The organism is Mesorhizobium vachelliae (assembly GCF_033977325.1).
In the GTDB taxonomy this organism is placed as follows: Bacteria; Pseudomonadota; Alphaproteobacteria; order Rhizobiales; family Rhizobiaceae; genus Mesorhizobium; species Mesorhizobium vachelliae.
On record NZ_JAVIIR010000015.1, the window covers coordinates 1 to 23,205 of the forward strand.

The 23,205-nt window shown below is 65.5% G+C and carries 22 protein-coding genes; 8 read left to right on the top strand and 14 right to left on the bottom strand.

The window, feature by feature from the left end:
- Positions 1-141: 141 nt before the first annotated feature.
- The 7 genes from RFM41_RS26305 to RFM41_RS26335 form a co-directional block, all read right to left on the bottom strand.
- Positions 142-1,014, bottom strand: a complete 873-nt coding sequence (locus RFM41_RS26305; protein WP_320252479.1) for an aldose 1-epimerase — start codon at positions 1,012-1,014, stop codon at positions 142-144.
- Between the two features lie 4 nt (positions 1,015-1,018).
- Positions 1,019-1,774 (bottom strand): SDR family oxidoreductase, encoded by a 756-nt coding sequence (locus RFM41_RS26310; protein ID WP_320252478.1) that lies wholly within the window; start codon positions 1,772-1,774, stop codon positions 1,019-1,021.
- A 10-nt stretch (positions 1,775-1,784) separates the two neighbouring features.
- Positions 1,785-2,516 (bottom strand): ATP-binding cassette domain-containing protein, encoded by a 732-nt coding sequence (locus RFM41_RS26315; protein ID WP_320252477.1) that lies wholly within the window; start codon positions 2,514-2,516, stop codon positions 1,785-1,787.
- A gap of 4 nt (positions 2,517-2,520) precedes the next feature.
- Positions 2,521-3,498: an ABC transporter permease gene (locus tag RFM41_RS26320; protein WP_320252476.1), complete on the bottom strand. Its 978-nt coding sequence runs from the start codon at positions 3,496-3,498 to the stop codon at positions 2,521-2,523.
- A gap of 80 nt (positions 3,499-3,578) precedes the next feature.
- On the bottom strand, positions 3,579-4,556 hold the full coding sequence (locus RFM41_RS26325; RefSeq protein ID WP_320252475.1) for a sugar ABC transporter substrate-binding protein: 978 nt from the start codon (positions 4,554-4,556) through the stop codon (positions 3,579-3,581).
- A 23-nt stretch (positions 4,557-4,579) separates the two neighbouring features.
- The gene (locus tag RFM41_RS26330; RefSeq protein WP_320252474.1) at positions 4,580-5,782 is read right to left on the bottom strand and encodes a mandelate racemase/muconate lactonizing enzyme family protein; all 1,203 of its coding nucleotides are present in this window, start codon (positions 5,780-5,782) and stop codon (positions 4,580-4,582) included.
- Between the two features lie 15 nt (positions 5,783-5,797).
- Positions 5,798-6,517, bottom strand: a complete 720-nt coding sequence (locus RFM41_RS26335; protein ID WP_320252473.1) for a FadR/GntR family transcriptional regulator — start codon at positions 6,515-6,517, stop codon at positions 5,798-5,800.
- A 100-nt stretch (positions 6,518-6,617) separates the two neighbouring features.
- Here RFM41_RS26335 and RFM41_RS26340 point away from each other — a divergent pair, with 100 nt between their 5' ends.
- Positions 6,618-7,517 (top strand): SMP-30/gluconolactonase/LRE family protein, encoded by a 900-nt coding sequence (locus RFM41_RS26340; RefSeq protein ID WP_320252472.1) that lies wholly within the window; start codon positions 6,618-6,620, stop codon positions 7,515-7,517.
- A 219-nt stretch (positions 7,518-7,736) separates the two neighbouring features.
- Entirely contained in the window at positions 7,737-8,441 is a 705-nt protein-coding gene (locus tag RFM41_RS26345; protein WP_320252471.1) for an SDR family oxidoreductase, read from the top strand.
- Between the two features lie 51 nt (positions 8,442-8,492).
- Here RFM41_RS26345 and RFM41_RS26350 read toward each other — a convergent pair whose 3' ends face one another.
- The 3 genes from RFM41_RS26350 to RFM41_RS26360 all read right to left on the bottom strand — a co-directional run bounded on the left by RFM41_RS26350 (position 8,493) and on the right by RFM41_RS26360 (position 9,991).
- The gene (locus tag RFM41_RS26350) at positions 8,493-8,720 is read right to left on the bottom strand and encodes a hypothetical protein (RefSeq protein WP_320252470.1); all 228 of its coding nucleotides are present in this window, start codon (positions 8,718-8,720) and stop codon (positions 8,493-8,495) included.
- Between the two features lie 89 nt (positions 8,721-8,809).
- Positions 8,810-9,253: an SRPBCC family protein gene (locus tag RFM41_RS26355; RefSeq protein ID WP_320252469.1), complete on the bottom strand. Its 444-nt coding sequence runs from the start codon at positions 9,251-9,253 to the stop codon at positions 8,810-8,812.
- Positions 9,254-9,547: 294 nt separating this feature from the next.
- Entirely contained in the window at positions 9,548-9,991 is a 444-nt protein-coding gene (locus RFM41_RS26360) for a hypothetical protein (RefSeq protein ID WP_320252468.1), read from the bottom strand.
- A 466-nt stretch (positions 9,992-10,457) separates the two neighbouring features.
- On the opposite strand from RFM41_RS26360, the gene RFM41_RS26365 reads away from it, so the two are divergent.
- The 6 genes from RFM41_RS26365 to RFM41_RS26390 all read left to right on the top strand — a co-directional run bounded on the left by RFM41_RS26365 (position 10,458) and on the right by RFM41_RS26390 (position 18,707).
- Complete coding sequence (locus tag RFM41_RS26365) at positions 10,458-11,249, top strand: pyrroline-5-carboxylate reductase family protein (protein WP_320252467.1); 792 nt, start codon at positions 10,458-10,460, stop codon at positions 11,247-11,249.
- 398 nt (positions 11,250-11,647) lie between these two features.
- Positions 11,648-13,114: an endo-1,3-1,4-beta-glycanase EglC gene (gene eglC, locus RFM41_RS26370; RefSeq protein WP_320252466.1), complete on the top strand. Its 1,467-nt coding sequence runs from the start codon at positions 11,648-11,650 to the stop codon at positions 13,112-13,114.
- Positions 13,115-13,167: 53 nt separating this feature from the next.
- Positions 13,168-14,889 carry a type I secretion system permease/ATPase gene (locus RFM41_RS26375; RefSeq protein WP_320252465.1) on the top strand — a complete coding sequence of 574 codons (1,722 nt, stop codon included), beginning with the start codon at positions 13,168-13,170 and terminating at the stop codon, positions 14,887-14,889.
- 3 nt (positions 14,890-14,892) lie between these two features.
- Complete coding sequence (locus tag RFM41_RS26380) at positions 14,893-16,209, top strand: HlyD family type I secretion periplasmic adaptor subunit (RefSeq protein ID WP_320252464.1); 1,317 nt, start codon at positions 14,893-14,895, stop codon at positions 16,207-16,209.
- A 156-nt stretch (positions 16,210-16,365) separates the two neighbouring features.
- Positions 16,366-16,863 (top strand): hypothetical protein, encoded by a 498-nt coding sequence (locus tag RFM41_RS26385; protein WP_320252463.1) that lies wholly within the window; start codon positions 16,366-16,368, stop codon positions 16,861-16,863.
- Between the two features lie 221 nt (positions 16,864-17,084).
- Positions 17,085-18,707 carry an alpha/beta hydrolase gene (locus RFM41_RS26390; protein WP_320252483.1) on the top strand — a complete coding sequence of 541 codons (1,623 nt, stop codon included), beginning with the start codon at positions 17,085-17,087 and terminating at the stop codon, positions 18,705-18,707.
- A 146-nt stretch (positions 18,708-18,853) separates the two neighbouring features.
- Here the strand turns inward: RFM41_RS26390 and RFM41_RS26395 are convergent, their stop codons facing one another.
- From RFM41_RS26395 to RFM41_RS26410, 4 genes are read right to left on the bottom strand one after another with little or no spacing between them, the layout of a single operon-like run.
- Positions 18,854-19,960: a class I SAM-dependent methyltransferase gene (locus tag RFM41_RS26395; RefSeq protein ID WP_320252462.1), complete on the bottom strand. Its 1,107-nt coding sequence runs from the start codon at positions 19,958-19,960 to the stop codon at positions 18,854-18,856.
- Positions 19,961-19,975: 15 nt separating this feature from the next.
- The gene (locus RFM41_RS26400) at positions 19,976-20,557 is read right to left on the bottom strand and encodes a DUF3726 domain-containing protein (RefSeq protein WP_320252461.1); all 582 of its coding nucleotides are present in this window, start codon (positions 20,555-20,557) and stop codon (positions 19,976-19,978) included.
- Complete coding sequence (locus RFM41_RS26405; RefSeq protein WP_320252460.1) at positions 20,554-22,206, bottom strand: hypothetical protein; 1,653 nt, start codon at positions 22,204-22,206, stop codon at positions 20,554-20,556. Before RFM41_RS26405 ends, RFM41_RS26400 begins: the two co-directional genes overlap by 4 nt.
- On the bottom strand, positions 22,203-23,204 hold the full coding sequence (locus tag RFM41_RS26410) for an Ldh family oxidoreductase (protein WP_320252459.1): 1,002 nt from the start codon (positions 23,202-23,204) through the stop codon (positions 22,203-22,205). Before RFM41_RS26410 ends, RFM41_RS26405 begins: the two co-directional genes overlap by 4 nt.
- Position 23,205 lies beyond the last annotated feature (1 nt).

Below are 23,205 nucleotides of genomic sequence, written 5' to 3' on the forward strand. Positions count from 1 at the left end.
TCGTCTCGGCCCAGCCGTCATCAACAAGCGATTCGTGTGTCATCCCCAGCGTAGAATCACAACCGATTCCGCGCCGCAATCCCTATCTTAGCGCCTATGCCCACAAGGGGGGAGATTGGCTGTTTCGCTGCCGGCGCTTCCTCAATCAGTCTGCGCAATCTCCCACTCCAGCCGCATCGTCGCGCTCATCGTCTGCCCATGGTCCAGCGCCGTAAGCCCCTCGCCGTGATGCGCGTCGACCGGGTGCGAGACCGGTTCGAAGCAGAAGAAGCCGGCGTCGGAGGATGACGAATAGAGGATATAGACGTCGAGCTCCGGCGAGGCGTTCAGCGTGACCTTGATCCCCTCCTCCGGCTGCACGATCAAGGCGCGGCCGTCCCAGCCATCGAAGGCGTTGTTCACCCAGCCCTGCGGCAGCGGGACGGGGCGCGAGAAATCCCAGCCCGGATGCTCGCTCACCGGCACCACGCCCGTTGGCAGATGGCGCTCGTCCTCCAGCCAGACACGCTTCGCCTTCGCCTGCAGCGCGGTTTTCTCGCCGCGCGGAAACCAGGGATGAAAACCGAGACCATAAGGCAGGCGCATGCCGGCGCGGTTCTCCACCGTCAGGCGCACGTTTAGCGCGCCGTCGCGCAGCGCATAGGTGGCGGAGGCTGAATAGCGGTAAGGGCCGATCGCACCGTCGTCGAGCACCAGCTCGGCATCGATGTCGGTCTGACGGACAAGCCGCCACGGCTTCTGGAAACCGTCGCCATGGATCGGGAAGGCTTCGTCTGGCACATTCGGCTGGACGGCATGGAAGCGGCCGTCGAAGGTGAAGCCGCCGCCGGAAATGCGGTTCGACCATGGCACGAGGAGCTGGCAGCCGGACGCGCCGGTGCCATCGCCTGGCTTCAGCAGCGGAACTGGCGCGGTGCCGACGACCAGAGCGTCATAGCGGGCGATCGCAGCGCCCTTCTCAGGCGCCAGGGCCAGTCTCGACTGCCCGTCGTTCAGCTCGATCGCGCCGACCATGCCCTCACCAGCCGCCGTCGACGGCGATGTTCTGGCCGCTGATCATGTCCGAAGCCGGCGAGACGAGGAACAGCACGAGATCGGCGATGTTGCCCGGCTCGATGCGCTTCTTCAGGCTCTGGTTGGCGAGGATCCAGTCATTGTACTCCTGCAGCCGGTCGCCGAAGACGCGCTCTTCCGCCTCGGAGACCACCGCGCCCGGCGATACGGCGTTGACCCTGATGCCATGCGGCCCGAGCTCGCGCGCCAGCGACTTGGTGAGGCCGAGCATGGCGCCTTTCGATGCAACATAGGGCACGTAGCCATCCCAACGGCCATTGAGCGTGATCGAGCAGAAGTTGACGATCTTGCCGTAGCCCTTGGCCTTCATGCCCGGAGCGCAGGCCCGCGCGAGCGCGAAGGCGGCCGAAGAGTTGACGCGGATCTGGTCCTCATACTCGACGAGCGAGAATTCCTCGAACGGCCGGTTGATGATCAGCGCCGCGTTGTTGATCAGGATGTCGATGCCGCCTTCCTTCGCCGCCAGCGCGGCGACCGCCGCTTCCGCCTCGGCCAGCCGGTTGAGATCGCAGCCGACGAAGGCGATGTCGCCGCTGGCCTCGCCGGCCAGATCGGCGACGATGCCCGGCCCGTTCTCCGCCTCCGGCCGATCGAGCACCAGCACGCGCGCGCCGGCCCGCGCCAGCGTCACCGCCTGGGCCCGGCCGAGCGACCCTAAGCCGCCCGTCAGCAGCACCTTGCGACCAGCGAGCGTCTTCATCGGCTCCTCCTCATAAAACAGAGTGGACTTCGTCGATCGAGGTGTCGGCGACGCGCTTGTCCAGCACCACCTCGCCGCGCGCCATCGCCACGACGCGATCGCAGCAGTCGAAGACGTGATGCATGTTGTGGCTGATGAAGACGCCGGTCACCCCCTGCTCCTTCAGGCCGCGCACGAAGCCGATCACCTTGTTGGTCTCCTTGACCGACAGATGGTTGGTCGGCTCGTCGAGGATCATCACCTTCGACTTGAAATGCATGGCGCGCGCGATGGCCACGCCCTGGCGCTGACCGCCCGACAACTCTCCGACCAGCGCGTCGGGAGAGCGCAGATGCAGGTCGACATTGGCAATCGCCCGGATGCTTTCCTCGGCCATCTTCTTCTGGTCGAGGATGCCGACGCCAAAAACCGAGAAGCGCGTCGGCTCGCGGCCGATGAACAGGTTCCTGGCGATCGACATGGTGGGGACCATGGAGTTGTACTGGTAGATGGTCTCAATGCCGAGATCCATCGCATCGCGCGGCGTGGCGATGCTGACTTCCCTGCCCTCGACCTTGATCTCGCCCTTGTCGGCGCGGTGGACGCCAGACAGGATGTTGATCAGCGTGGATTTGCCGGCGCCGTTGTCGCCGACAAGGCCGAGCGCCTCGCCACGCTTGAAGTCGAGCGTGACACCTTTGAGGGCATGCACACCGGAATACCATTTGTGCAGGTCGCGCACCGAGATGATCGCGTCGCTCACCGCTTCAGCCCTCCATCTTGATCGCCTTGGCGCGCTTGCGCATCCAGGCATTGGCGACGACGGCGAAGATGGTGAGGAAGCCGATGGCGAACTTGAACCAGTTGGCGTCGACATGGCTGAGCACCAGCCCGTTGTCGATGACTCGGATCAGCGTCGTGCCGATGATGCCGCCCATCACGGTGCCGATGCCGCCGGTGAGCGAGGCGCCGCCGATGACGGCTGCCGCGACTGCCTGCAGTTCCATCCCCTCGCCGATCGAGGGCAGCGGCGAGCCCAGCCGCAACACCTGCAGCATGCCGGCGAAGCCGGACAGCACCGAGCAGAGCATGAAGCAGACGATCTTGACCCTGGCGGTCGGGATGCCCATCGAGGCGGCGGCGGGCAGGAAGCCGCCGGTGGCCTTGATCCAGTTGCCGAAATTGGTGCGCGACAGCATCAGCGAAGTCAGCACCGCGACCGCCGCGAACCACAGGAACGACATGCGGAACATGTTGCCCGGCCCGACGAAGGAGGTGAACAGCCAGTTGGGCAGGTCGATGGGCAGCAGCGGCGGGAAGCCGCCCGACACCACGACGGTGAGCGAGCGCGCCATGAACAACATGCCGAGCGTGGTGATGAAGCTGGGGATCGCGAAGCGGATAGTGATGTAGCCGTTGATGAAGCCGATCGCCGCACAGACCAGCAGTCCGGCGAGCAGCGCCAGCGGGAACGGCCAGCCATGCACTATCAGCACCGCCATCGACATAGGCATCAGCGCGAAGACCGATCCGACCGAGAGGTCGAACTCGCCGCTGATCATCAGGATGGTGACGCCGATGGCGACGAGGCCGGCCTCCGGCAGGATGCCGAGGATGCCGCGCAGATTGTCGGCATTCAGGAACACGCCATGCGAGCGGATCTGGAACAGGACGATCAGCAGCACCAGAAGGATCAGTCCGGCCAGTTCCGGTTTTTCGAGATAGGTCTTGAACAGGCGCTTCAATTAAAGGCTCCGGTCGTTCGGGATTCAGACGCATCGGCGACGGCGGGCGCCGCCGATGCAAGTCTTGCTATTTAGAGAGCTTACCTCATCCCTTGCGCGGAGAGCGCCATGATGCTGTCGGCCTGGTTCGGCCGCACGATGCCTTGGCCGGTGTCGATGTCCGACGGGGCAAGGCCGATCTTCTTGTTGAGATAGGCCTCCATCACCGGCATGAAGCCCTGCATGTAGGGCTGCTGGTCGACGAGAGCCTGTACATAGCCCTTCTGCATCTGCTGCAGCACCTCGGGCACCAGGTCGAAGCCGCCGAGCAGCACCTTGCCCGGCGCCACGCCCCGATCGGCCAGCACGCGCGCCACGCCGGCGCACCAGAAGCCGGTGTCGAAATAGGCCGTGGTGTCTGGATGCGCGTTCAAATAGGCGCCGACGCGGTCGGAGGTGATGGCGAGGTCGGTGCCGCTGTCGATGCGCTCCCACGACACGTCGCGGTCCTTATGAGCGGCCTTGTATTCCTCGAGGAACTGCATGATGCCGGCGCCGCGGCTTTCGGACCAGTTCTGGCCGGGTGCCGAAATGCCGACCAGCACCTTGATCGGGCCGTCCTTCGGGAAGCTCTCGGAAATCGCCTTGGCGAGCGAATAGCCGGCCGGCTTGAAGCCTTGGCCGACAAAGGCCTGGCGCGCATTGCCCTTGGCGCCTTCGGTGTCGTCGACATTGACGGCGATCACCAGCACGCCGGCGTCGCGTGCTTCCTTGATGACGTCGTCGAAGGCGTGGTCGTCGACGATGGAGGTCAAAAGCGCGTCAGGTTTGGCGGCAAGGGCTGCGCGCATGTTGGCGACCTGCTGCTCGACCGAGCCCTCGGTCTGGGTGAAGACCATGTTGCAGGTCGCCTCCACCTTGCCGCAGGCGTCGTCGAAACCCTTCTTCACCGCCTGCCAGAACGTGTTCGAGGCCGACGAATGATGGGTGAAGACGATGTTGAGCCCGTCGGCGCGGGCCGCGGATTGGCCGCCGATCAGGGCGACGCCGAGCAATAGCATTGCAGTGAGTTTCTTCATGTCTGTTCCTCCCTTTGGATCTTTCAGATGCTTGTCCCGTCGCTGACGCGACGGTGGACGGTGTAGAAACGGCCGAGTTCCGGATTGAGCGCCAGCCCCAGTCCCGGCCCGGGCGGCACGGTGATCATGCCGTCCTTCACTTCCGGCAGCGCTGTCACCAGGTCGCGGTACCAGGTGCGGTAGAAGGCGCGCACGCTTTCCTGGACGAGCGCGTTGGGCGCGTTGAGCGACAGGTGCGTCGAGGCGGCAAGCACGACCGGACCGGTGCAGTCATGCGGGGCGACCGGCAACCGCCAGGCCTCGGCCATCGAGGCGATCTTGCGCGCTTCCGACAGGCCGCCGCACCAGGAGATGTCGAGCATGACAATGCCGGCCGCTCCCGTCTCCAACAAGTCGCGAAATGCCCAGCGGCTGCCCAGCGTCTCCGAGGCCGAGATCGGCGCCGGACTTGCAGCGGCGTAGCGCCTCAGGTCGCCGAGGCTGTCCATGCGGATCGGATCCTCGTGCCAGTAAGTCGCGTAGGGTTTCAGAGCACGCGCGATCTTCATGGCCGGCAGAAGCTGCCACATGGAATGGAACTCGACCATGATGTCCATCTTGTCGCCGACGGCTTTGCGAATCTTTTCAAACGGTTCGAGCGCCGCCTTCAGGTCGGCCGCCGGGATGTCGTTGCCGCGCGTCTTTTCGGCCGCATGGTCGAACGGCCAGATCTTCATGGCCGTGATGCCCTCCTCCAGCAGTTCCCCGGCCAAGTCGCCTGCCCGGGTGAGGAACGCGTTGAGGTCGTCATAGTCGCGCCCGGCGCCGATGCCGTAATTGGCGGTCGTCTGGCCCTTGGCGTCCTTGATGTATTCGGTGCCGGCGCAAGTGTTGTAGGTGCGGATTGAACGGCGGCTGAAGCCGCCGAGCAATTGCGCGACCGGCTGGCCGGTGGCCTTGCCGAAAATGTCCCACAGCGCGATGTCGAAAGCCGAGTTGCCGCGCACCTCGACGCCGCTGGAGCGGAAGCCGAGATAGCCGACGAGGTCGGCGGCAAGCAGGTCGATCTGCAGCGGGTCGCGGCCGATCACCCTGGGCGCGACATATTCGTGCAGGTATTCCTCGACGGTGCGCGACAGAAAGAAGGTCTCTCCAAGCCCAGTGAGGCCCTCATCGGTATGGACCTCGACCCAGAGCAGGTTGGGCCGCTCCTCGATGCGGATTGTTTCGATGGCGGTGATCTTCATCGGCATATCCCCATCCTAGGCAATCCCCGCATCGATGAGCGCCTTGACGCTCTTGTCGAAATGCTCGGCCATGTGCTCGGCCGCCAGCCGCGGGTCGCCCTTGAGGATGGCGCCGGCGATGTCCTCATGGCCCTTGATCATCTTGAGCTGGGCCTCGTCGGAGGAGCGGGTCCGCCAGCCGATCACCCAGGTGCGGCGCGTGACGCCGCTGAAGGCAGTGACGATCAGCGAAAAGACCGGATTGTGCGAGGCCGCCGCGATCGCCTCGTGGAAGGCGATGTCATGCTCCATGACGGCCTCTGGGTTCCTGAAATTCTCGCGCATCAGCCTGGCCGACTGGGCAATGGCCGCAGCCTCGGTGTCGGTGCGGCGGAGCGCGGCAAGCGCCACGGTGCGCATCTCGATGGTGCGCCTGACGTCATAGACCTGCTGGACACTGATCTGCTGGGTGGTGATGCCATGCTCGATGACCATGGACATCGCGCCGGTGTCGAGCTTGGCGACGGTTGCGCGGCGCCCGGCGCTCATGTCGATGAGGCGCATCGCCGACAGCGAGCGGAAGGCTTCGCGCACGACCGTCCGGGATACGTTGAGCTGGCGCGTCATGGCAGCTTCGCTGGGCAACGGATCGCCCGGCGCCAAGCCTTCAGAGCGGATGTGCTGGGTGATCGCCTGGATCGCCGTGCTGACCAGGCCAGGGTTCGGTTCGCCCGGCGGGTCTGTCTGCTCCTGCATTTCCGCTTCCCCTAAACCTGTATGACAGGTTGTTATTCAATTGCTCATATTTCAGACCAAAGATATATGTCAAGCGTATTCCCAGACCCGGAGGAAACTGATGAGTGAAACGAAAGCCGGCCTGATCTTCGACGCGCGCGACGTGGTCGGCGAGAGCCTGATCTGGGACGAGCGGCGGGGCCGGCTGGTCTGGGTCGACATCATCGGTCGCCGGATCCATCGGCTGGACCCGTCCACCGGAGCGCATGAGAGCTGGCCGACGGGCGACCTCGTCACCTCGGTCGGACTGCGCGCCGACGGCGGCGCCGTCGTCGGGTTGCGCAAGGACATCGCGCTTTGGGATTTCGGCGGGCCATTCCGGACGCTGGCGACGATCGAGGCCGACCGGCCAGGCACAAGGCTCAACGAAGGCGTGGTGGCGCCGGACGGCTCGTTCTGGGTCGGCACGATGGCCAACAATATCGGACCGGACGACGCGCCTATGGCCATCGCAAGCGACGAGGGCCGGCTCTACCGGGTCGGCTCAAGCGGCAATGTGAGGCGCCTCAACGAAGACCGGTTCGGCATCACCAACACGATGGTATGGCTGTCCGAAGGACGCTTCATCACCGCCGACACGATGAAGAACGCGCTCTATAGCTATGGGTGGGACCGGAAGGCTGGACGGCTCGGCGAAGCACGTCCCTTCTTCACCGGCTTCGAGCGAGGCCTGCCGGACGGATCCTGCCTCGACGCCGAGGGCTATGTCTGGAACTGCAGGGTGGTTGGCGGAAGCTGCCTCGCCCGTATCGCACCCGACGGCAGGCTCGACCGGATCGTCGAGCTGCCCTGCAGCTGGCCGACGAGCTGCGCCTTCGGCGGCGCGGACCTCGACACGCTGTTCGTGACCTCCGCTCGCTTCACGATGAGCGCTGAGCATCTTGCCGCCAACCCCTTCGAGGGCGGTCTGTTCTCGCTGAAGCCCGGCGTACATGGCGTGCCAGCCAACCGCTTCGGATGAACTCCCAGCGGCCGGCACGTGGCCGTCGAATGTAGCGATGAGCGCCGTTAGGATGTGAGCCGGCGCGCGAACCGCCAATCTCCCCCCTCGTGGGGGAGATTAGTCGCTCCGCCGCTTTCGCCACGTCACCCTCGCTGGTGCAATCCAATCCGGTTCGTGCCCCGCACTGCTTCGTGCTAACAGAGGCGCTTCCAACAATTCCAACGAGTGGACAGCGACATGGCAGGCGAAAAGGTAGCTCTGGTGACGGCGGGCGGCAGCGGCATGGGCGCTGCGGCGGCGAAGCGCCTTGCGGCGGATGGGTTCAAGGTCGGCGTGCTCTCCTCTTCCGGCAAGGGCGAGGCGCTGGGCAAGGAGCTCGGCGGCTTCGGCGTCACCGGCTCCAACCAGTCGAACGAAGACCTGAAGCGCCTCACCGATGGCGCGATTGAACGCTGGGGCCGCATCGACGTGCTGGTCAACAGCGCCGGGCACGGGCCGCGCGCGCAGATCATCGAGATCAGCGACGAGGACTGGCACAAGGGCATCGACACCTATTTCCTCAACGCCGTGCGCCCGACCCGGCTGGTGACGCCGGTGATGCAGAAGCAGAAGGGCGGCGTCATCATCAACATCTCGACCGCCTGGGCGTTCGAGCCAAGCGCGATGTTCCCGACCTCGGCCGTGGCGCGCGCCGGGCTTGCCGCCTACACCAAGATCTTCGCCGACACCTATGCGGGCGACAACATCCGCATGAACAATGTGCTACCCGGCTGGATCGACAGCCTGCCGACGACAAACGAGCGCCGCGACAGCGTGCCGATGAAGCGCTACGGCACCTCGGAGGAGATCGCCGCGACGATCTCCTTCCTGGCCTCGGACGGGGCGGCCTACATCACGGGGCAGAACATCCGCGTCGACGGCGGCATCACAAGGGCGGTGTAGACGGGGCCGTAGGAAAGGAACGGCGTGAGGCAACAGGACGCCGCTCTCACGTCATCTGCGGCTGCGCGAATTGAGCAGCCACATTATGGCCAGCGATGCCGCGATGTTCAGCGCGTTGCCGACGACGACGTTCCAGAAGCGCGTCGGATCGTCGGCGAGCGCGACCCAGTGCAATCTGCCGCGGATTTCGCCCATCTTCAGGCCGTAGGCAATATTGTACGCAGCCAAGGCGGCGAGCGCGGCCATCAGGACAATGACGAAGTTGATCTTACGGTCCATGGCAGCGGCTTTTATCAGCGCTTGGTGAAGTTTTGCTTACCTTGGGTAAGGCGGCGGCCGGTGCACCGGCCGCCGCCCGCTGTCAGGACCTACTGGTTGATCTCGGGCTCGACGAGCTTGGCCAGGTTGCGCAGCGATTCCTGCCAGCCGAGATAGCAGGCCTCGGCGGGGATGGCGTCCGGAATGCCGGCCTGGGTGATGTTGATCTCGGTGCCGACCAACACTTTCTTCAGGGTCACCGTCACTTCGATCTGGCCCGGCAGGTTGGGATCGTCGAAGCGGTCAGTGTAGCGCAGGCGCTCGCCCGGAACGAGCTCGACGAACTCGCCGCCGAAGGCGTGGCTGTCGCCGGTGGTGAAGTTGCGGAAGGACATCTTGTAGCTGCCGCCGACCTTTCCCTCGAACTGGTGCACCGTGCAGGTGAAGCCGTTCGGCGGCAGCCACTTCGCCAGCGCATCGGCCTCGACGAATGCGCGGTAGACCTTCTCCGGCTTGGTCGCCAGGACGCGGTGCAGTTGGATGGTGCTCGGCATATCTCGATATCCTTCCTTTGTTGATCGATGCCCCAAGGACGGGCGGGCTTGGATCGATCCGACAAAGGTTGTCAAAAATTTTGCCTGCAGGCCACAGCGCCGCCTCCGCAATGGCGCAAAGGGCCATCGGGCAACCGACGATCGATGAACAGACGATGGATCGGATAGCCGCCGGGAACTCCGGAAATGCTCCCTTTCGCGATCGCCTCGAACCAGTGAACGGCTGGCACATGGCAAAGGGCGCCGCGCATGTTGTTGCGCCGGCGCCCCGCGAATGCACTTTCCGGAAATTGCTTAGTCGTCCGTCTCTGTCGTCGTGGTCGAAGACGAGCCATCGGTCTCGTCGGAGCCGGAGCCCGTGCCGGTACCTGACGTGCCAGTGTGATCCTCGCCCTGGTCGTCGTTGTCGTCGCCCTGGTCGTCGTCGTGGTTGCCGCCGGTTCCACCGGAGCCCGTGGTTCCACCGCCGTGATCATCGCCGCCGTTGTGATCACCGCTGTCGTGGTTACCGCCGTCATGGTCACCGCCATCATGACCGCCGTCGCCACCCTCGCCGCCGCCGCCACCACCGCTGCCGCCACCACCACCGCCACCGCCTTCGGACTCGGCATGCGCCGCCGCCGGAATGAGCTTGACCGATCCGTCCAGCGTCATGTGATAGGGGGCGATGGTGAGCGCCAGCGCCGTCGAGGCGCGCAACGTAAGCCAGGCAAGCCTGTTGAGGGGAACTCTGGTCATCCGATTCTCCTTCTTATGGATCCGGCCGCTTGGTCCGGCCGAATGGATGCCTGTGAATCAGCACGAAACGGACGCAAGGGTTCACAGCCTGCCCAGTACCGGAAGCGGCCCACGACCCCTGCCTTGCCTTGCCGGACCTTTTAAGCGCCGTCTGGGGTCCAAAGTCGCAAGGGTCGGTTCAGTGTGGGCTGAATCCACTGAAATTCCGGGTAAGATCTTTACCGCATCTTAACCAAGCCATTGGAGTCCCTGGAGAATTTTCCGACCAGCCAGCCTCTGGCTGTCGCGGGCAAAGGCCCGTCATGGCCTGCTCTCACGGCCAGCAGCGCCGCTTGACATCGGACAAGGCATCGCGGCTTGAACGATGTCGGAGCGCCGCGTCCCGGCCGGCCATCGCGCGGCGCATGAGCGCTTGAAAGCACGGGCTGCCTCCGCCAAGCTGCGGCACTCGGCAAGGAGGCAACCAATGAGCGCTTCGATCAGGTTGGGCATCGTCGGCGGCGCGGGCTGGCTGGGCGGCGCCATCGCGGGCGCCGCCCTGGAAGCCGGCGTCGTTCAGGCGCAGGACCTCGCCCTCTCCTACCGGAGCACGAGGCCGGATCGTTTTGCGGGCGCGTTTTGGACCGACGACAACCAGTCGCTCGCCGACCACTCGGACGTGATCCTGCTTTCGGTGCGGCCGCAGGACTGGCCCGAGCTTGCCATCGACGCCAAGGACAAGCTGGTGATCTCGGTGATGGCCGGCATCCGCCTTGCCGAGATCGGCCAGAAGCACGGCACGCGCCGCGTCGTGCGCACGCTGCCCAACGCGGCGGCCGAGGTCGCCAAATCCTACACGCCATGGATCGCGAGCAGCGACACGACCAAAGAAGATCGCGCCGTCGTGCGTGCGATCTTTTCCGCCTGCGGCCTTCAGGACGAGGTCGGCAGCGAGCGCGACATCGACTATCTCACCGGCCTGACCGGCTCGGGCCCGGCCTTCCCTGCCCTTCTGGCAGACGCCATGATGCGCCACGCCATTGCGTTTGGCCTGAAACCCGAAGTCGCGCAGCGCGCCGTCAACACGGTGCTGACCGGCACCGGCCGCATGCTCGAGGTGAAGGACGCCTCTCCCGCCGACACGGTCGAAGCCTTCCTCGGTTATCGCGGCACCACCGCCGCCGCGATCGAGATGATGCGCGAAGCAGGCTTCGACGAGGCCGTCGCAAAGGGTCTGACGGCTGCGTTCGAAAAGTCGATCGCGATGGGCGAGGCGTGAGCGTGCGATTCGATCTCGAAAGATCCAAAATCCGATCGACTCCACCAGCTCCCGGGCTTACTGCAATTCCACTTCGGTTCCGCTCGCTCGACGCGGGTTGGGACCGCTGGCCGGTGCGGACGCCTCCGCTGCGACAAATGCATCCACCCACGGCTACCTGCACAAACTTTTGGCAGAAAATCTTGCAAAATTAAGTAAAATTGAGATCTTCTCACGCCATAATTGTATTAGACGCCTCTTATTCTATCTTCTCAAAATATCGATAAAAATATTAGCAATTTTCTCTGTACTATTTGTTTGTTTTAGGGAACGATAATCCGTGTTGCAAGTTGGTTCGGAGCGATCGCTGGAACCTTGCAGCAAGCCATCCGGGCGGGGCAGCGCGGAAGGATTGTCCGATGAGCTTCGTCGTCAACGCGGTAGGCGTTCCTCTCTACTATAGCGGCGCTTCCAACCATTGGCTTTCGGCGTCCTCGTCCGGGCCGATATTGAACGGCACCAGCGGCAACGACTCCATATGGGGCGCCGGCGGCGTCAACGTCACCATGTATGGCGGCGCCGGCGACGACATCTATTACCTTTATTCGGCGGGCAACAAGGTGGTCGAGAACCCTGGCGAGGGTATCGACACGATCAGCACATGGATGAACTACACGCTGCCGGACAATGTCGAAAACCTCATCGTCACCAACGCCCACAATTACGCCTTCGGCAATGCGCTGGACAACATCATCACCGCCACGGCGGGTGGCCAGACCCTGGACGGCGGGCCGGGCAACGATATCCTGATCGATGGTGGCGGCGGTGCCGACACTTTCATCATCGCGAAGGGCAACGGGAGCGACTCGATCGTCAATTTCGCCTCGAACGATACCGTGCGCCTCGACGGCTACGGGTTCACGTCGTTCGCCGCGATCCACGAGAACCTGATCCAGGCTGGATCCAATGTGGTGCTGAACCTCGGATCGGGCGAAATCCTCGAATTCAAGAACACGACGATCGACAAGCTGCAGCCTCACCAGTTCGAGCTGCCGATCGACAAGTCCGGCATGACGCTGTCCTTCAGCGACGACTTCAACTCGCTCAGCCTGTGGAACGGCCACAATGGCGTCTGGGACACGAACTTCTGGTGGGGACAGCCGAACGGCAGCACGCTCACCCGCAATGGCGAGCTGCAGTGGTATATCGACGCCAATTACGGCCCGACCAGCTCGGTGCATCCGTTCAGCGTACAGGACGGGGTCCTCTCCATCACCGCGGCGCAGGCGCCGGCCGACATCAAGCCGCTGATCAACAATTACGAATACACCTCCGGCATCCTGACCACGCATGACTCCTTCTGGCAGACCTATGGCTATTTCGAAATGAAAGCCGACCTGCCAGAAAACGCCGGCGCCTGGCCGGCCTTCTGGCTGCTGCCGGAAGACGGCTCCTGGCCGCCGGAGCTCGACGTGATGGAGATGTATGGCCAGAACCCGAATTCGCTGCTGGTGACCGCGCATACCAACCAGACGGGCCAGCACACGACGGTCGGATCCACGGTGAACGTCATGGACACCGCCGGCTACCACACCTATGGCCTGCTGTGGACACCGGACAAGCTGGTCTGGACCTATGACGGCGTGCAGGTCGCCGAAGCGGCGACACCGTCCGACATGAACAAGCCGATGTACATGCTGGTCGATCTCGCGGTGGGCGGCCAGGCAGGCGCGCCGCCAGACCATCTCGCCACACCGGCCGAAATGAAGATCGACTATATCAAGGCCTATACGCTGAACGACTTGCCAAGCCAGGCGCTGGCGCTGTCCAGCAACACCACAAGCAGCACGCAGCACCATCTCGACACGACAAACGGGCATGCCTGAATCAGACGTTTAGGCGACGGCCCGTGATCCGGGCTTCGAGAGGGAGTGCGGGAATGACCGGACAATCGGGATTGCGGCCCGTCTTGCGTCGCGCCATCGTCGATGTCGGGCTGTTCTCGCTGCTCGTCAACCTCCTGCTGCTGGTGATCCCGCTTTACCTGCTCCAGGTCTATGACCGGGTGCTGCCCTCCTCCAGCGTCGAGACGCTCGTCTATCTGTCGGTCATCGCGGTCGCGGCGCTTGGCTTCCTTGGCTTCCTCGACGCCGTCCGCGCCGTCTACACGCAGCGCATCGCCGCGACGGTCAATGACAGGCTGGGCGCGAGAACGTTCGCCGCCTCGCTCGGCGCAAGGAGCGCGCCGTCGCCGCTCACCGACCTCGCCTCGGTCTGCGCCTTCATCCGCTCGCGCGGCGTTTCGGTGCTGTTCGACCTGCCCTTCGCGCCGGTCTTCCTCGCCCTGCTCTACCTGATCCATCCGCTGCTGTTCTGGGTCACGCTCGGCGGCGCGGCGCTGCTCGTGGTTCTGGTCTTCGCCAACCAGTCCGCCATCGGCAGGAACGATGCGCTCTCGGCGGAACGCTCGGCCTTGGCCAGCCAGGCCGAGCAGGCCTTTTCCCGCAACGCCGAGACGCTGCGGGCCATGGGCATGGTGGAAAACGCCGCGCGCGCATGGGGCCGGCATGTGGCGGAAGCGCTTGTCCTGCACGACCGTTCGGCCGGCGCCAACGCGATCTTCAGCGGCGCTTCACGGGCGCTGCGCATGATGCTGCAGCTGGCGATCCTCGGCACCGGCGCCTGGCTGGTGCTCAAAAGCGAGATGACGGCCGGCATGATCTTCGCCTCGTCGCTGGTGTCGTCGCGCGCGCTGCAGCCGCTCGACCAGTTGATCGGCTCCTGGCGGCAGCTCGGCGAGGCCAGGCGCGCCTGGACGCGGCTCGGAGGAGCTCTGGCGGCACAACCGGCTCAGGCGAGCAAGCTCCTCCTGCCCGAACCGACCGGCGCGATCTCCGCGCAGGATCTTTTCTTCATCGCGCCGAATGCCACCTTCGGCGCCGAGCCTATCCTGAAGCGGTTGAGCTTCGCGATTGCCGCCGGCGAAGCGGTAGCGATCGTCGGCCCGAGCGGCGCCGGAAAATCGACGCTGGCGCGACTGCTTGTCGGCGCTGCGCAACCGAGCGGCGGTTCGGTCAGGATCGACGGCGCCGAGCTCAGGACCTGGGACGAAAACCAGCTCGGCCGGCATATCGGCTATCTGGCGCAGGAGGTGGAGCTTTTCCCCGGCTCGATCGCCGACAACATCGCCCGCTTCGACGCGCAGGCCGACGACGCCGCGATCGTGGAGGCGGCAAGACGCGCCGAGGCGCATGAGCTGATCCTTGCGCTGCGCGACGGCTACCAGACGACGATCGCCGGCACGCTGTCGGGCGGCGAGCGGCAGCGGATCGGGCTGGCGCGCGCCGTCTACGGCAATCCGCGCATCCTGGTGCTGGATGAGCCGAGCACGCATCTCGACGGCGCCGGAGAGACCGCGCTGGAAGCCGTGCTTGCCGCCGCGCGCGCCGCGGGCGTCACCACGATCGTGATCACGCATCGCCCTTCGATCGCCTCGGCTTGCGACCGCGTGATGGTCTTGCGCGGCGGTGTGATCGAGGCGTTCGGGCCGAGCGCCGAGGTGCTGCGCCAGCCGGCTAAAGCGGCGCAGCGGAGCACGGTGGTGACCGGATCGTTCGCGCCGACCATCCGCGCCGCGCCGACCATACGCCACGGGTCCTGAACGATGACGCAGAGCCTCGCCTTCGAAGGCCGACCACGCACCGATTTCCGCCGCACCGCCTTTGCCGGCTATGCGGCGACCGCGCTGCTTGTCGGCGGCTTCGGCTATTGGGCAGCGAGCGCACCGCTGGCAGGCGCGGTGATCACCCAAGGCACGATCGCGGCGACCGGCGGCAACATCCTGATCCAGCACCGCGAGGGCGGCATCATCAGGCAATTGCTGGTGCATGAAGGCGACCGTGTGCGCGAAGGCCAGGATCTCATCCTGCTCGACCGGACCGCCGCGGAGGCCGATCTCAACCGGCTGACTAGACAATGGATCGCGCTCAAGGCGGGCGCGGCGCGGCTGGAGGCCGAGCGCGACGGGTTGGACAGGCTGGCGCCGATCGCCGAGCCGGCGCCGTCGCCGTTCCAGCAGGAGTTCGGAAACCTGATCCGCGAACAGCAGAAGGAGTTCGACGCCAGGCTGGCGCGATTCCGCTCGGAGCAGTCGATCCTGACGCAGCGCGTCGCCATGCATCGCGAGTCGGTGAAAGGATTGAACGCGCAGAAGCTGGCCATCGACCAGCAGGCCGAGGTGGTGAAGAAGGAGCTCGGCATCAAGACCGACCTGCTGGACAGGGGCCTTACCGACCGCAACGAATATTCGCAGCTCTTGCGCTCGGAGGCCGACCTCGTCGGACAGGCCGGCGCGCTGGAGGCCGACCTCGCCTCGGCCAACACGCAGATCATCGAGGCAGAGGCGCAGACCGAACGCGCCACCACCCAGCGCGTCGAGGACGCGCTGACCAAGCTCGACGAGGTGCGCACCAAGCTCGCCGACATCGAGGAGCAGATGCGGGCGGCGCAAGCGGTGCTGAAGCGCACGACGATCACTGCGCCGGCGGCGGGCATCGTGGTGTCCTCGGCCTATAATTCGCAAGGCAGCGTGGTGGCGCCCGGCGAAAAGATCATGGAGATCCTGCCCACTTCAGCCGGCCTCGTGGTGGACGCCAGGCTGCGACCGAAGGACATCGACCAGGTGCATGTCGGCCAGCCGGCAAAGCTCAGGCTCTCCGCGCTCAACACGCGGCTCACGCCGGAAGTGCCGGCCACCGTGAGCGAGATTTCGGCAGATCGGCTGATCGACCAAGCCACACACGAACCCTATTTCCGCGCCAAGCTGAAGATCACCGATGCCCTGCCCGCGGGCGTGAAGAGAGAACAGCTCTATCCCGGCACCCCGGTCGACGCCTTCATCAGCACCGGCGACCGGACCTTCTTCGCATATCTGGTGCGCCCGATGATGGACTCGTTCGCACGGGCGTTCAGGGAGCGGTAGGCGCATCGACACTGGCCGTCTCGAAGGATGGGCCGTCTCGAAGGAAAGGAGTTGCGCGATCGCCTATTCGCCCCGTGGAGTTCGGGAGCGCAGCTATGCTAGCTTGACCCCAGCGTCCATCGAGCCGGCCGAAGCTCGGGACCCGAGGGGCAAATCATGCTGGAGCAATGGGATAACTTCTTTGTCATGGTGGGCGGCGGCGCGGCAGGTCTAGCCGGGTTGATCTTCGTCGCGATCTCGATCAACCCCGAACGCATCGTCCGGAACACGACACATAAGAACCGGGCGATCAACATGCTGTCGGGCTTCAGCGCAATCTTCATGGCATGCAGCCTTGCGCTGCTGGGAAACCAGTATCTTCCGGCGCTGGGCTTCGAATGGCTTTTCCTCTGGGTCATAGCGACATTCATATTCGTCAGGGGCTATGTCGTGGCCATCATATCGGGAATGAGTTCCATCGGATTGACCCCGCCGCGGCTTGCGGGCGGCACACTTTGTTACCTTGCCGAGGTCCTGGGCGCAGTCTTGCTTATTCTCGGGCGCAGCATAGGGCTTTACATCGCGGCTATTGGAACCATCGTTTTGTTCGCCTTCCTCATTTCCGGCGCATGGCTCCTCATCGTCGGCATCTACGAAGAGCCAACGAAGGGATAGGTCCACCCGGGCTCTTGCGAGCCAGACAATGTCTTGGCGTCAGGGCTTCGGCGATGTCCGGGCCGATAGCGAACCGGCGGCGCCGGGGATATGCGAATCGGAAAGCCGACGTTACGCTGCGGCAGTCCAACACGACACGTAAGGCCTCCAACACGACACGTAAGGCCCAAGTGACAACTGCTCGTTTGCTTCATGTCTGGCGATCGCTGTCGGGTGTCGGCATGGCCCTGGGCATGTTGTTCTTCGCGGCCGCCCTGACGCCGACGCTGGTTCCCCGCACCGATCTGACGCAAGGCGTGCTGGCGGGCGCGTGCTTCGCCATCGGCTACGGACTTGGCGTCGCCTTGCGGTGGTTGTGGAAATATCTGGAGATCCCGGAGCTGCCAGCACCGGCGCATTCGCTGTCGAAGGCGGTCATCATGGTCCCCTGCCTCGGCCTGGCCATCGTGGCGCTGTGGCGATCCGGCGCCTGGCAGAACTCCATTCGCGCGGTGATGGGCATGCCCGCCGTCGACAGCGCTCATCCGGTCAATGTCTGCGCCCTGGCCATCTGCACCTTCATCGTGATGCTGGCGCTGGCGCGCCTCGTCGCCTGGCTGATCCGCGCCATAGCCGCGGCATTGAGGCGCTACATCCCCCGGCGCCTGGCGAATGTGGCCGGCGCCGCCATCGCCGCGCTGCTCGTCTGGTCGCTGGTGAGCGACGTCGCGGTCCGCGCGATCTTCAAGACGCTCGACTCCTCCTACGCCAAGTTCGACGCTTTGCTGGAACCGGAGCGCCAGCAGCCGAGCGAGGCGTCGAGGACCGGCAGCCCCGCCTCGCTGGTCAAGTGGGACGAGCTCGGCCGCGCCGGCCGCGAGTTCATCGCGGACGGTCCCGCCGCCGCCGAGATAGGCGCCTTCACCGGGCGCCCGGCGCAACAGCCGGTCCGCGTCTATGTCGGACTCGGAGCGGCGGACAACCCCCAAGCCCGCGCAAAACTTGCGCTTGAGGAGCTGAAGCGAACCGGCGGCTTCAACAAGTCCACGCTCGTGGTCATCACACCGACCGGCACCGGATGGATCGATCCGGCTTCGATGGACGCGCTCGAATATCTGTGCCGCGGCGATGTCGCCAGCGTCGCCACCCAGTATTCGTATCTGAGCAGCCCGCTTTCGCTGCTGGCGCAGCCAGGATACGGCGCCGAGGCGGCCCGCGCGCTGTTCCTCGAAATCTATGGCTACTGGACGAACCTGCCGAAACAGTCGCGGCCGAAGCTTTACTTGCATGGGCTCAGCCTCGGCGCCATGAACTCCGAACGGTCCGCCGGGTTGTTCGAGATTTTCGGCGACCCGATCAGCGGCGCGCTCTGGAGCGGCCCGCCTTTCGAAAGCCGCATCTGGCGCTCGGTCAGCGACACGCGCAACAACGGCTCGCCGCAGTGGCTGCCGATCTTCCGCGACAGCAGCCTGGTCCGGTTCATGAACCAGAGCGGCCCGGCGGTGGCGCCCGACACGCCCTGGGGACCGCTGAGGGTCGTCTATCTGCAATATGCCAGCGACCCGATCGTGTTCTTCGACTACCGCGACGCCTACCGGCAGCCCGACTGGATGAAGGCGCCGCGCGGGCCGGACGTCTCGCCGCAACTGAGCTGGTACCCGGTGGTGACCATGCTGCAGCTCGGCCTCGACATGGCCGTGGCGACAACCACGCCGATCGGCCACGGCCATGTCTATGCGCCGCAGGACTATGTGGAAGCCTGGAGCGCGGTGCTGGGCGTGAAGGACTGGTCACGACAGGATCTCGCCGCCCTCAAGGCCCATCTTGCCGCCAAGGTCGCGGCTGAGGCCAACAGAGGCGGGTAGAGCGGTTCACCGAAACGGCGAACCGCTCTACCTCCTTGTTTTTACGCAATTCCGGACGGAAAGGAGCACCATCGAGGCCGCGGACAGCCCGAGACAGACGATGCCGTCGACGGTGATCTGCAAGGTTGCCTGCGGACCCCGCCCCCTTACGACTTGACGATCTCCGTCACACAGTGGACGTAGTCCATGCGGTGGCCTTCGGGGGCGCGTGCCACCTCGGCTTCATAGGCGCCGTAAAGGTCGTCGACGATTGCGGAGCGGTCGTCGGCGGGGCGCGAGGCATCGAGCGCGTTGGCAAAGACGGTTTCCGACCAGGAGCGGAGCGTCGGCACATAGGCCTTGGCGAAATCCTGCGCATTGCCGTGGACCCGAAAAGCCTCGGCGTAGGGGCACGGCGTGACCATGGTGAAGATCTTTTCCAGCCGCAGTCCGGCTTGCGACACCGGCGAAGCCGGATCGCGGAAGGGCGCGGCGAACTCATCCGGCGTCTTGTAGAATTGCTGGAACGTCGCGTTGACATATTCCGTCTCGCTGATCCGCCCTGCCCGCGCCAGATCGCGCCAGTGGCGGGCGAAACCGTCGAACATGTCGACCCCTTTAGTATGCCCGAGATAGCGCCCTTCCTCGTCGACGCAGAAATTGGCCAGCGCCAACCTGCCGCCGGACCTGAGCTCGCGGGCTCTGGCAAGCAGGATCGTCTCCCAGTCGCGCAGGCCCTGGGCGCGAAACTGCGCCCGCTCGGCCTCGGTCGCGCCGACCGCCTGGACATGGTCGGCGATCATGCAGGGCCGCTTGCTGATCCAGTGCATCGCGGTGGCGGAGAAGCCGAACGAGAGCGAATTGTCCGGCAGGATCTGGCGATAGAAGCTGGTGCCACTGCCGAAGATGTAGAGCCCGGGCGTCTCGGCCAGCGGAACCTCGGTGGAGGTTCCCAGCAGTCCCTGGCTTAGCCGGAACAGGGTCGAGAAATCATTGTGCGGCAGGTCCGTGTAGGTGATCGATATCGCCCGCTGCGGTTCCCTCTCCCGGACGGCGCCGACCAGCCGCCGCATCATGCCCATCGAGGTGCCGCCGTCCGCCGCGCCGAAATCGGCGATGGCGAAAGGCTGGCCCTCGGCCAATCGTGGCATCCTGGCGACGGCTTCGACGACAAGATCGCCGACCTTGTCGATGACGTATTTGGCGCCGACGGTGTTGGCGGAATAATAGCCCGCTCCCCGCATGGCGATCTTCTGGCCGTCGGCTGCGCTCATTTTTTCCTCCCCTTGTTATTCATCGTCCACCCGGCCGCCTCCGGCGCCGCGCACGCGCGATCTTTCGCTTTCCGGCACATAGGTCCTAGCCGCGAAGGCATTCAGCGCGGCAAGCGTGTCCCCGTCGATGGCGCCGCGCCGGCCCGTAACCGGCGCTGCGATCGCGGCGCGGCCTTCGATGACGACATCGGCGCTTGGCGTCCGCAGCGGCGCCGGATGCGCCACGCGCACGGCCGAGCGGCCCAGCATGGCATCGAGCCAGACAGGCAGGCCAACACCAATGATCGTTAGCGGCAGCACGCTTGCTGGAAGCGGATCGTCGAGCAGCAAGGCCGCGGTTTGGATCGGACAGAGCGGCGTTTCGGCGGGCTTGTCGGCCTCGCCTTTTCGCCAGCGCGCCGCGCGGGCAGGATCGGGCGGCGCGAAGGACTGCGCATTTTCGAGCAGACTCAGCAGGGCCATGCCCCAATTCTCGTCCTTGACCGCGATCCGGCGCGCCGCGCGGCCGATATCCTCGGCCAGTCCCCAGGAAAATCCGGCGCCTCGCGCGGCCTTGGCGCTGAGCGTCTCCACCTCGTTGAGCGACAGGTCGATCACGCGGCTTCTCCGGCCGACGCCGCTGTCGCGACTTCCTCGATCAGGGGCTCGCCGCTGAACAGCGCGATCCGCAGCCAGCGGTCCGAGCGGGGATCGAAGCTGCGCGCGCCGAAGAACGCCAGCTTGGCGCGCAATATGTCGACCGGCCGCAATTCGGCGCCGATCAGATTGTCGTGAATCTCGGCATAGGGAAACTTGGCGACGATCTGGGCGCGTCGCACCGCGTGGCGCCATTCGGGCCGGCGCAGCAGAAAGTCCGCGACACTGGCCGAGGGTGGCTCCTGCGCCAACGCAGCGGCCAGGCCGAGCGCGTCGCGCGCAGTGGCCAAAGGCTGTTCGAGCTCGGCGCCGTCCTCCTCGAAACGTTCGCCAAGCCGGGGCTCGAGCTTTTCCGCCGAAACATACCAGAAGCGCGCATTGGCGGCCGGGTCTGCGAAGTCGATATCCGCCCAGGAGTAGGCATCGAGAAGTGCCTGGCGAAGCGAGCCGCAGGTGACGCTGCCGTCGATGGCATGTCCAGGCGTCTCGTCGGCCTTCATCGTGTCACCGAGCTCGTCGACCAGGGCGCCATGCGGCTCAAGGATCAGGGAGACGCAGGCCTCCTGCCCTTCGAGCGAGAAGTTTTCTTCGGCGAAGCGATAGAGCGCATCCCAGGGCTGCGGTTTCGCCAGAAGCCGATCGAGGTTTTCGGCCAGCATATCAAGATCGGCGGCCAGGGACCGGGTCGCGGCGGCCTGGCGGTCATCGTCGCTGTGCCAGCGGGCGACGCGCTGTCGCAGATCGGCAAGCGCCTGCGCGAAAACTCTCCGTTCCGCCTCGCCGGCATGTGGTTCGGCGCGAACCCGCGACAGCGCGGTCTCGCGGGCCAGGAACCAGCTATGCGTCAACAGCGGGTGGCGAACGAGGAAGGGCGCCATGCCGAGCCCCGTGGCGTTACCCACGCCGAGCGCCCGGCGCAGTTCCGGCGCCAGCCTTGCCGCGCCGCCCGGGTTGCGGCGATGCGCGATGTGGTCGACCAGATCGAGCGTGAAGGAGCGGATCAGCCACACGGTGAGCATCTCGGCCTGGAAGGATCCGGCAAGCTCGGGACGCGCGGCGATCTCGTCGCGATCGACGACGCCGAACTTGCCGTTGCCGTAGACCGCCGTGGTGCGCAGCAGGTAGCCGACGCCGAGCAATTGCTCTGCATCCGGCTGCCGTCCATGCGCGAGTGCAGCGGCGACTTCCTCGAACAGCCGCACGCTTTTGTTGGCGCGCGCCAGCACCAGTTCGCTTCTGGTGTAGCGGCCTGCCTCCTGCAGCGGCGCATTCGCCTCCAGCCGTGCGATGTCCGCAGGGTCTGGCAGTCCGTCGTAAAGCACGTAGCTCGTGTCCCAGGCCTGCGCGATCACCCGGTCGGAACGCTGCTCGTCGTCGAGCGGCGTCGAGAACGCGACCAGGCTGTAGATCCTTGTTGGCGTCTCGACCGCATAGACGACGCGCCCGAACCCGTTGTCGTCGAGGTCGAACAGGTGCTTGCGGACACGCCATTTTTCCCTGGTGGCGCGGCGGATGAGCTGGCGCAGGAAGCTAAGTCGCGTCGGATGCGCCGCGCCCAACCGCTGCAGGCGCATGACGACCTCCGGCGGGCGCAGCGCGATCGCCGTCATGCGGCGGTGCCCGCGAGCTTTTCGAGCGTGGTGAGCGTTTCGGCCGCCACCTCGATGCCTTGGCCATTCTGTTCGCGCGCGCCGAAACGCCGCGTGCCCGGAAGTCTCGCCTCGCCGGCGAAGGCGCCTGCGACGGTTTCCAGATTCCCCGCGAACGCGCCGGCCGACGTTGCGTCGGGCGAGACCGCCAGGAAGAACTGGCCGGTTCCAGGCGGCCCGCCGGCGGTGCCGGAGAAGGGGCTGGCGACAAGACCAGGGTTCGCTCCGGTCAGGCAGGCGGCGAAGATCTCTACCAGCAATGCGGAGCCGACGCCCTTGTAGCCGCCCGCCGGCGCCATCGTGCCCTTCAACGCTTCGGCGGCGTCGGTGGTCGTCTCGCCGGTTGCGTCGAAGGCCCAGCCGGGCGGGATCGGCTCGCCGGCGCGGGCTCGCTTCATGACTTCGCTCTTGGCGACGACGCTGGCGCTCTGGTCGATGACGAAGCGCGCGCCGCACTGCCCGTCCGGCACGGCCAACGACCAGGGATTGGTGCCGAGGGCCGCCTTGCGGCCGCCCCAGGGCGCGATCGAGGCCGGCGCGTTGGTGAAGCCTAGTCCGACCAGGCCGTCTCGGGCGATCCGTTCTGTGTGATAGCCAAGCGCCCCGCAATTGTAGGAGTTTCGTATGGAGAGCGCCGCCACGCCTTGCGAGCGCGCCGCTTCGATCAACGCCGGCAGGCCGAGCGCGATTGCCGCATGCGCAAAGCCGTTCGCCGCATCGACGGCGACGACCGCCGCAGCCGGCCGCGACAGGCGCGGCTCGGCCTGTCCCAGCACCTTGCCGCAGGTCAGGTGCTCGCAATAGGTCGGCAGATACATCAGCCCGTGCGATTTCAGGCCGTCGCGTTCCGCCGCCGCGATGCCGGCGGCCAGCGCCCCAGCCTGATCCTCGCAGGCGCCGTGGCGCATCAGCGCCTCGCGGGCGAGCGTTTCGATGCGGGCTTGCGCCAGACGTGTCATC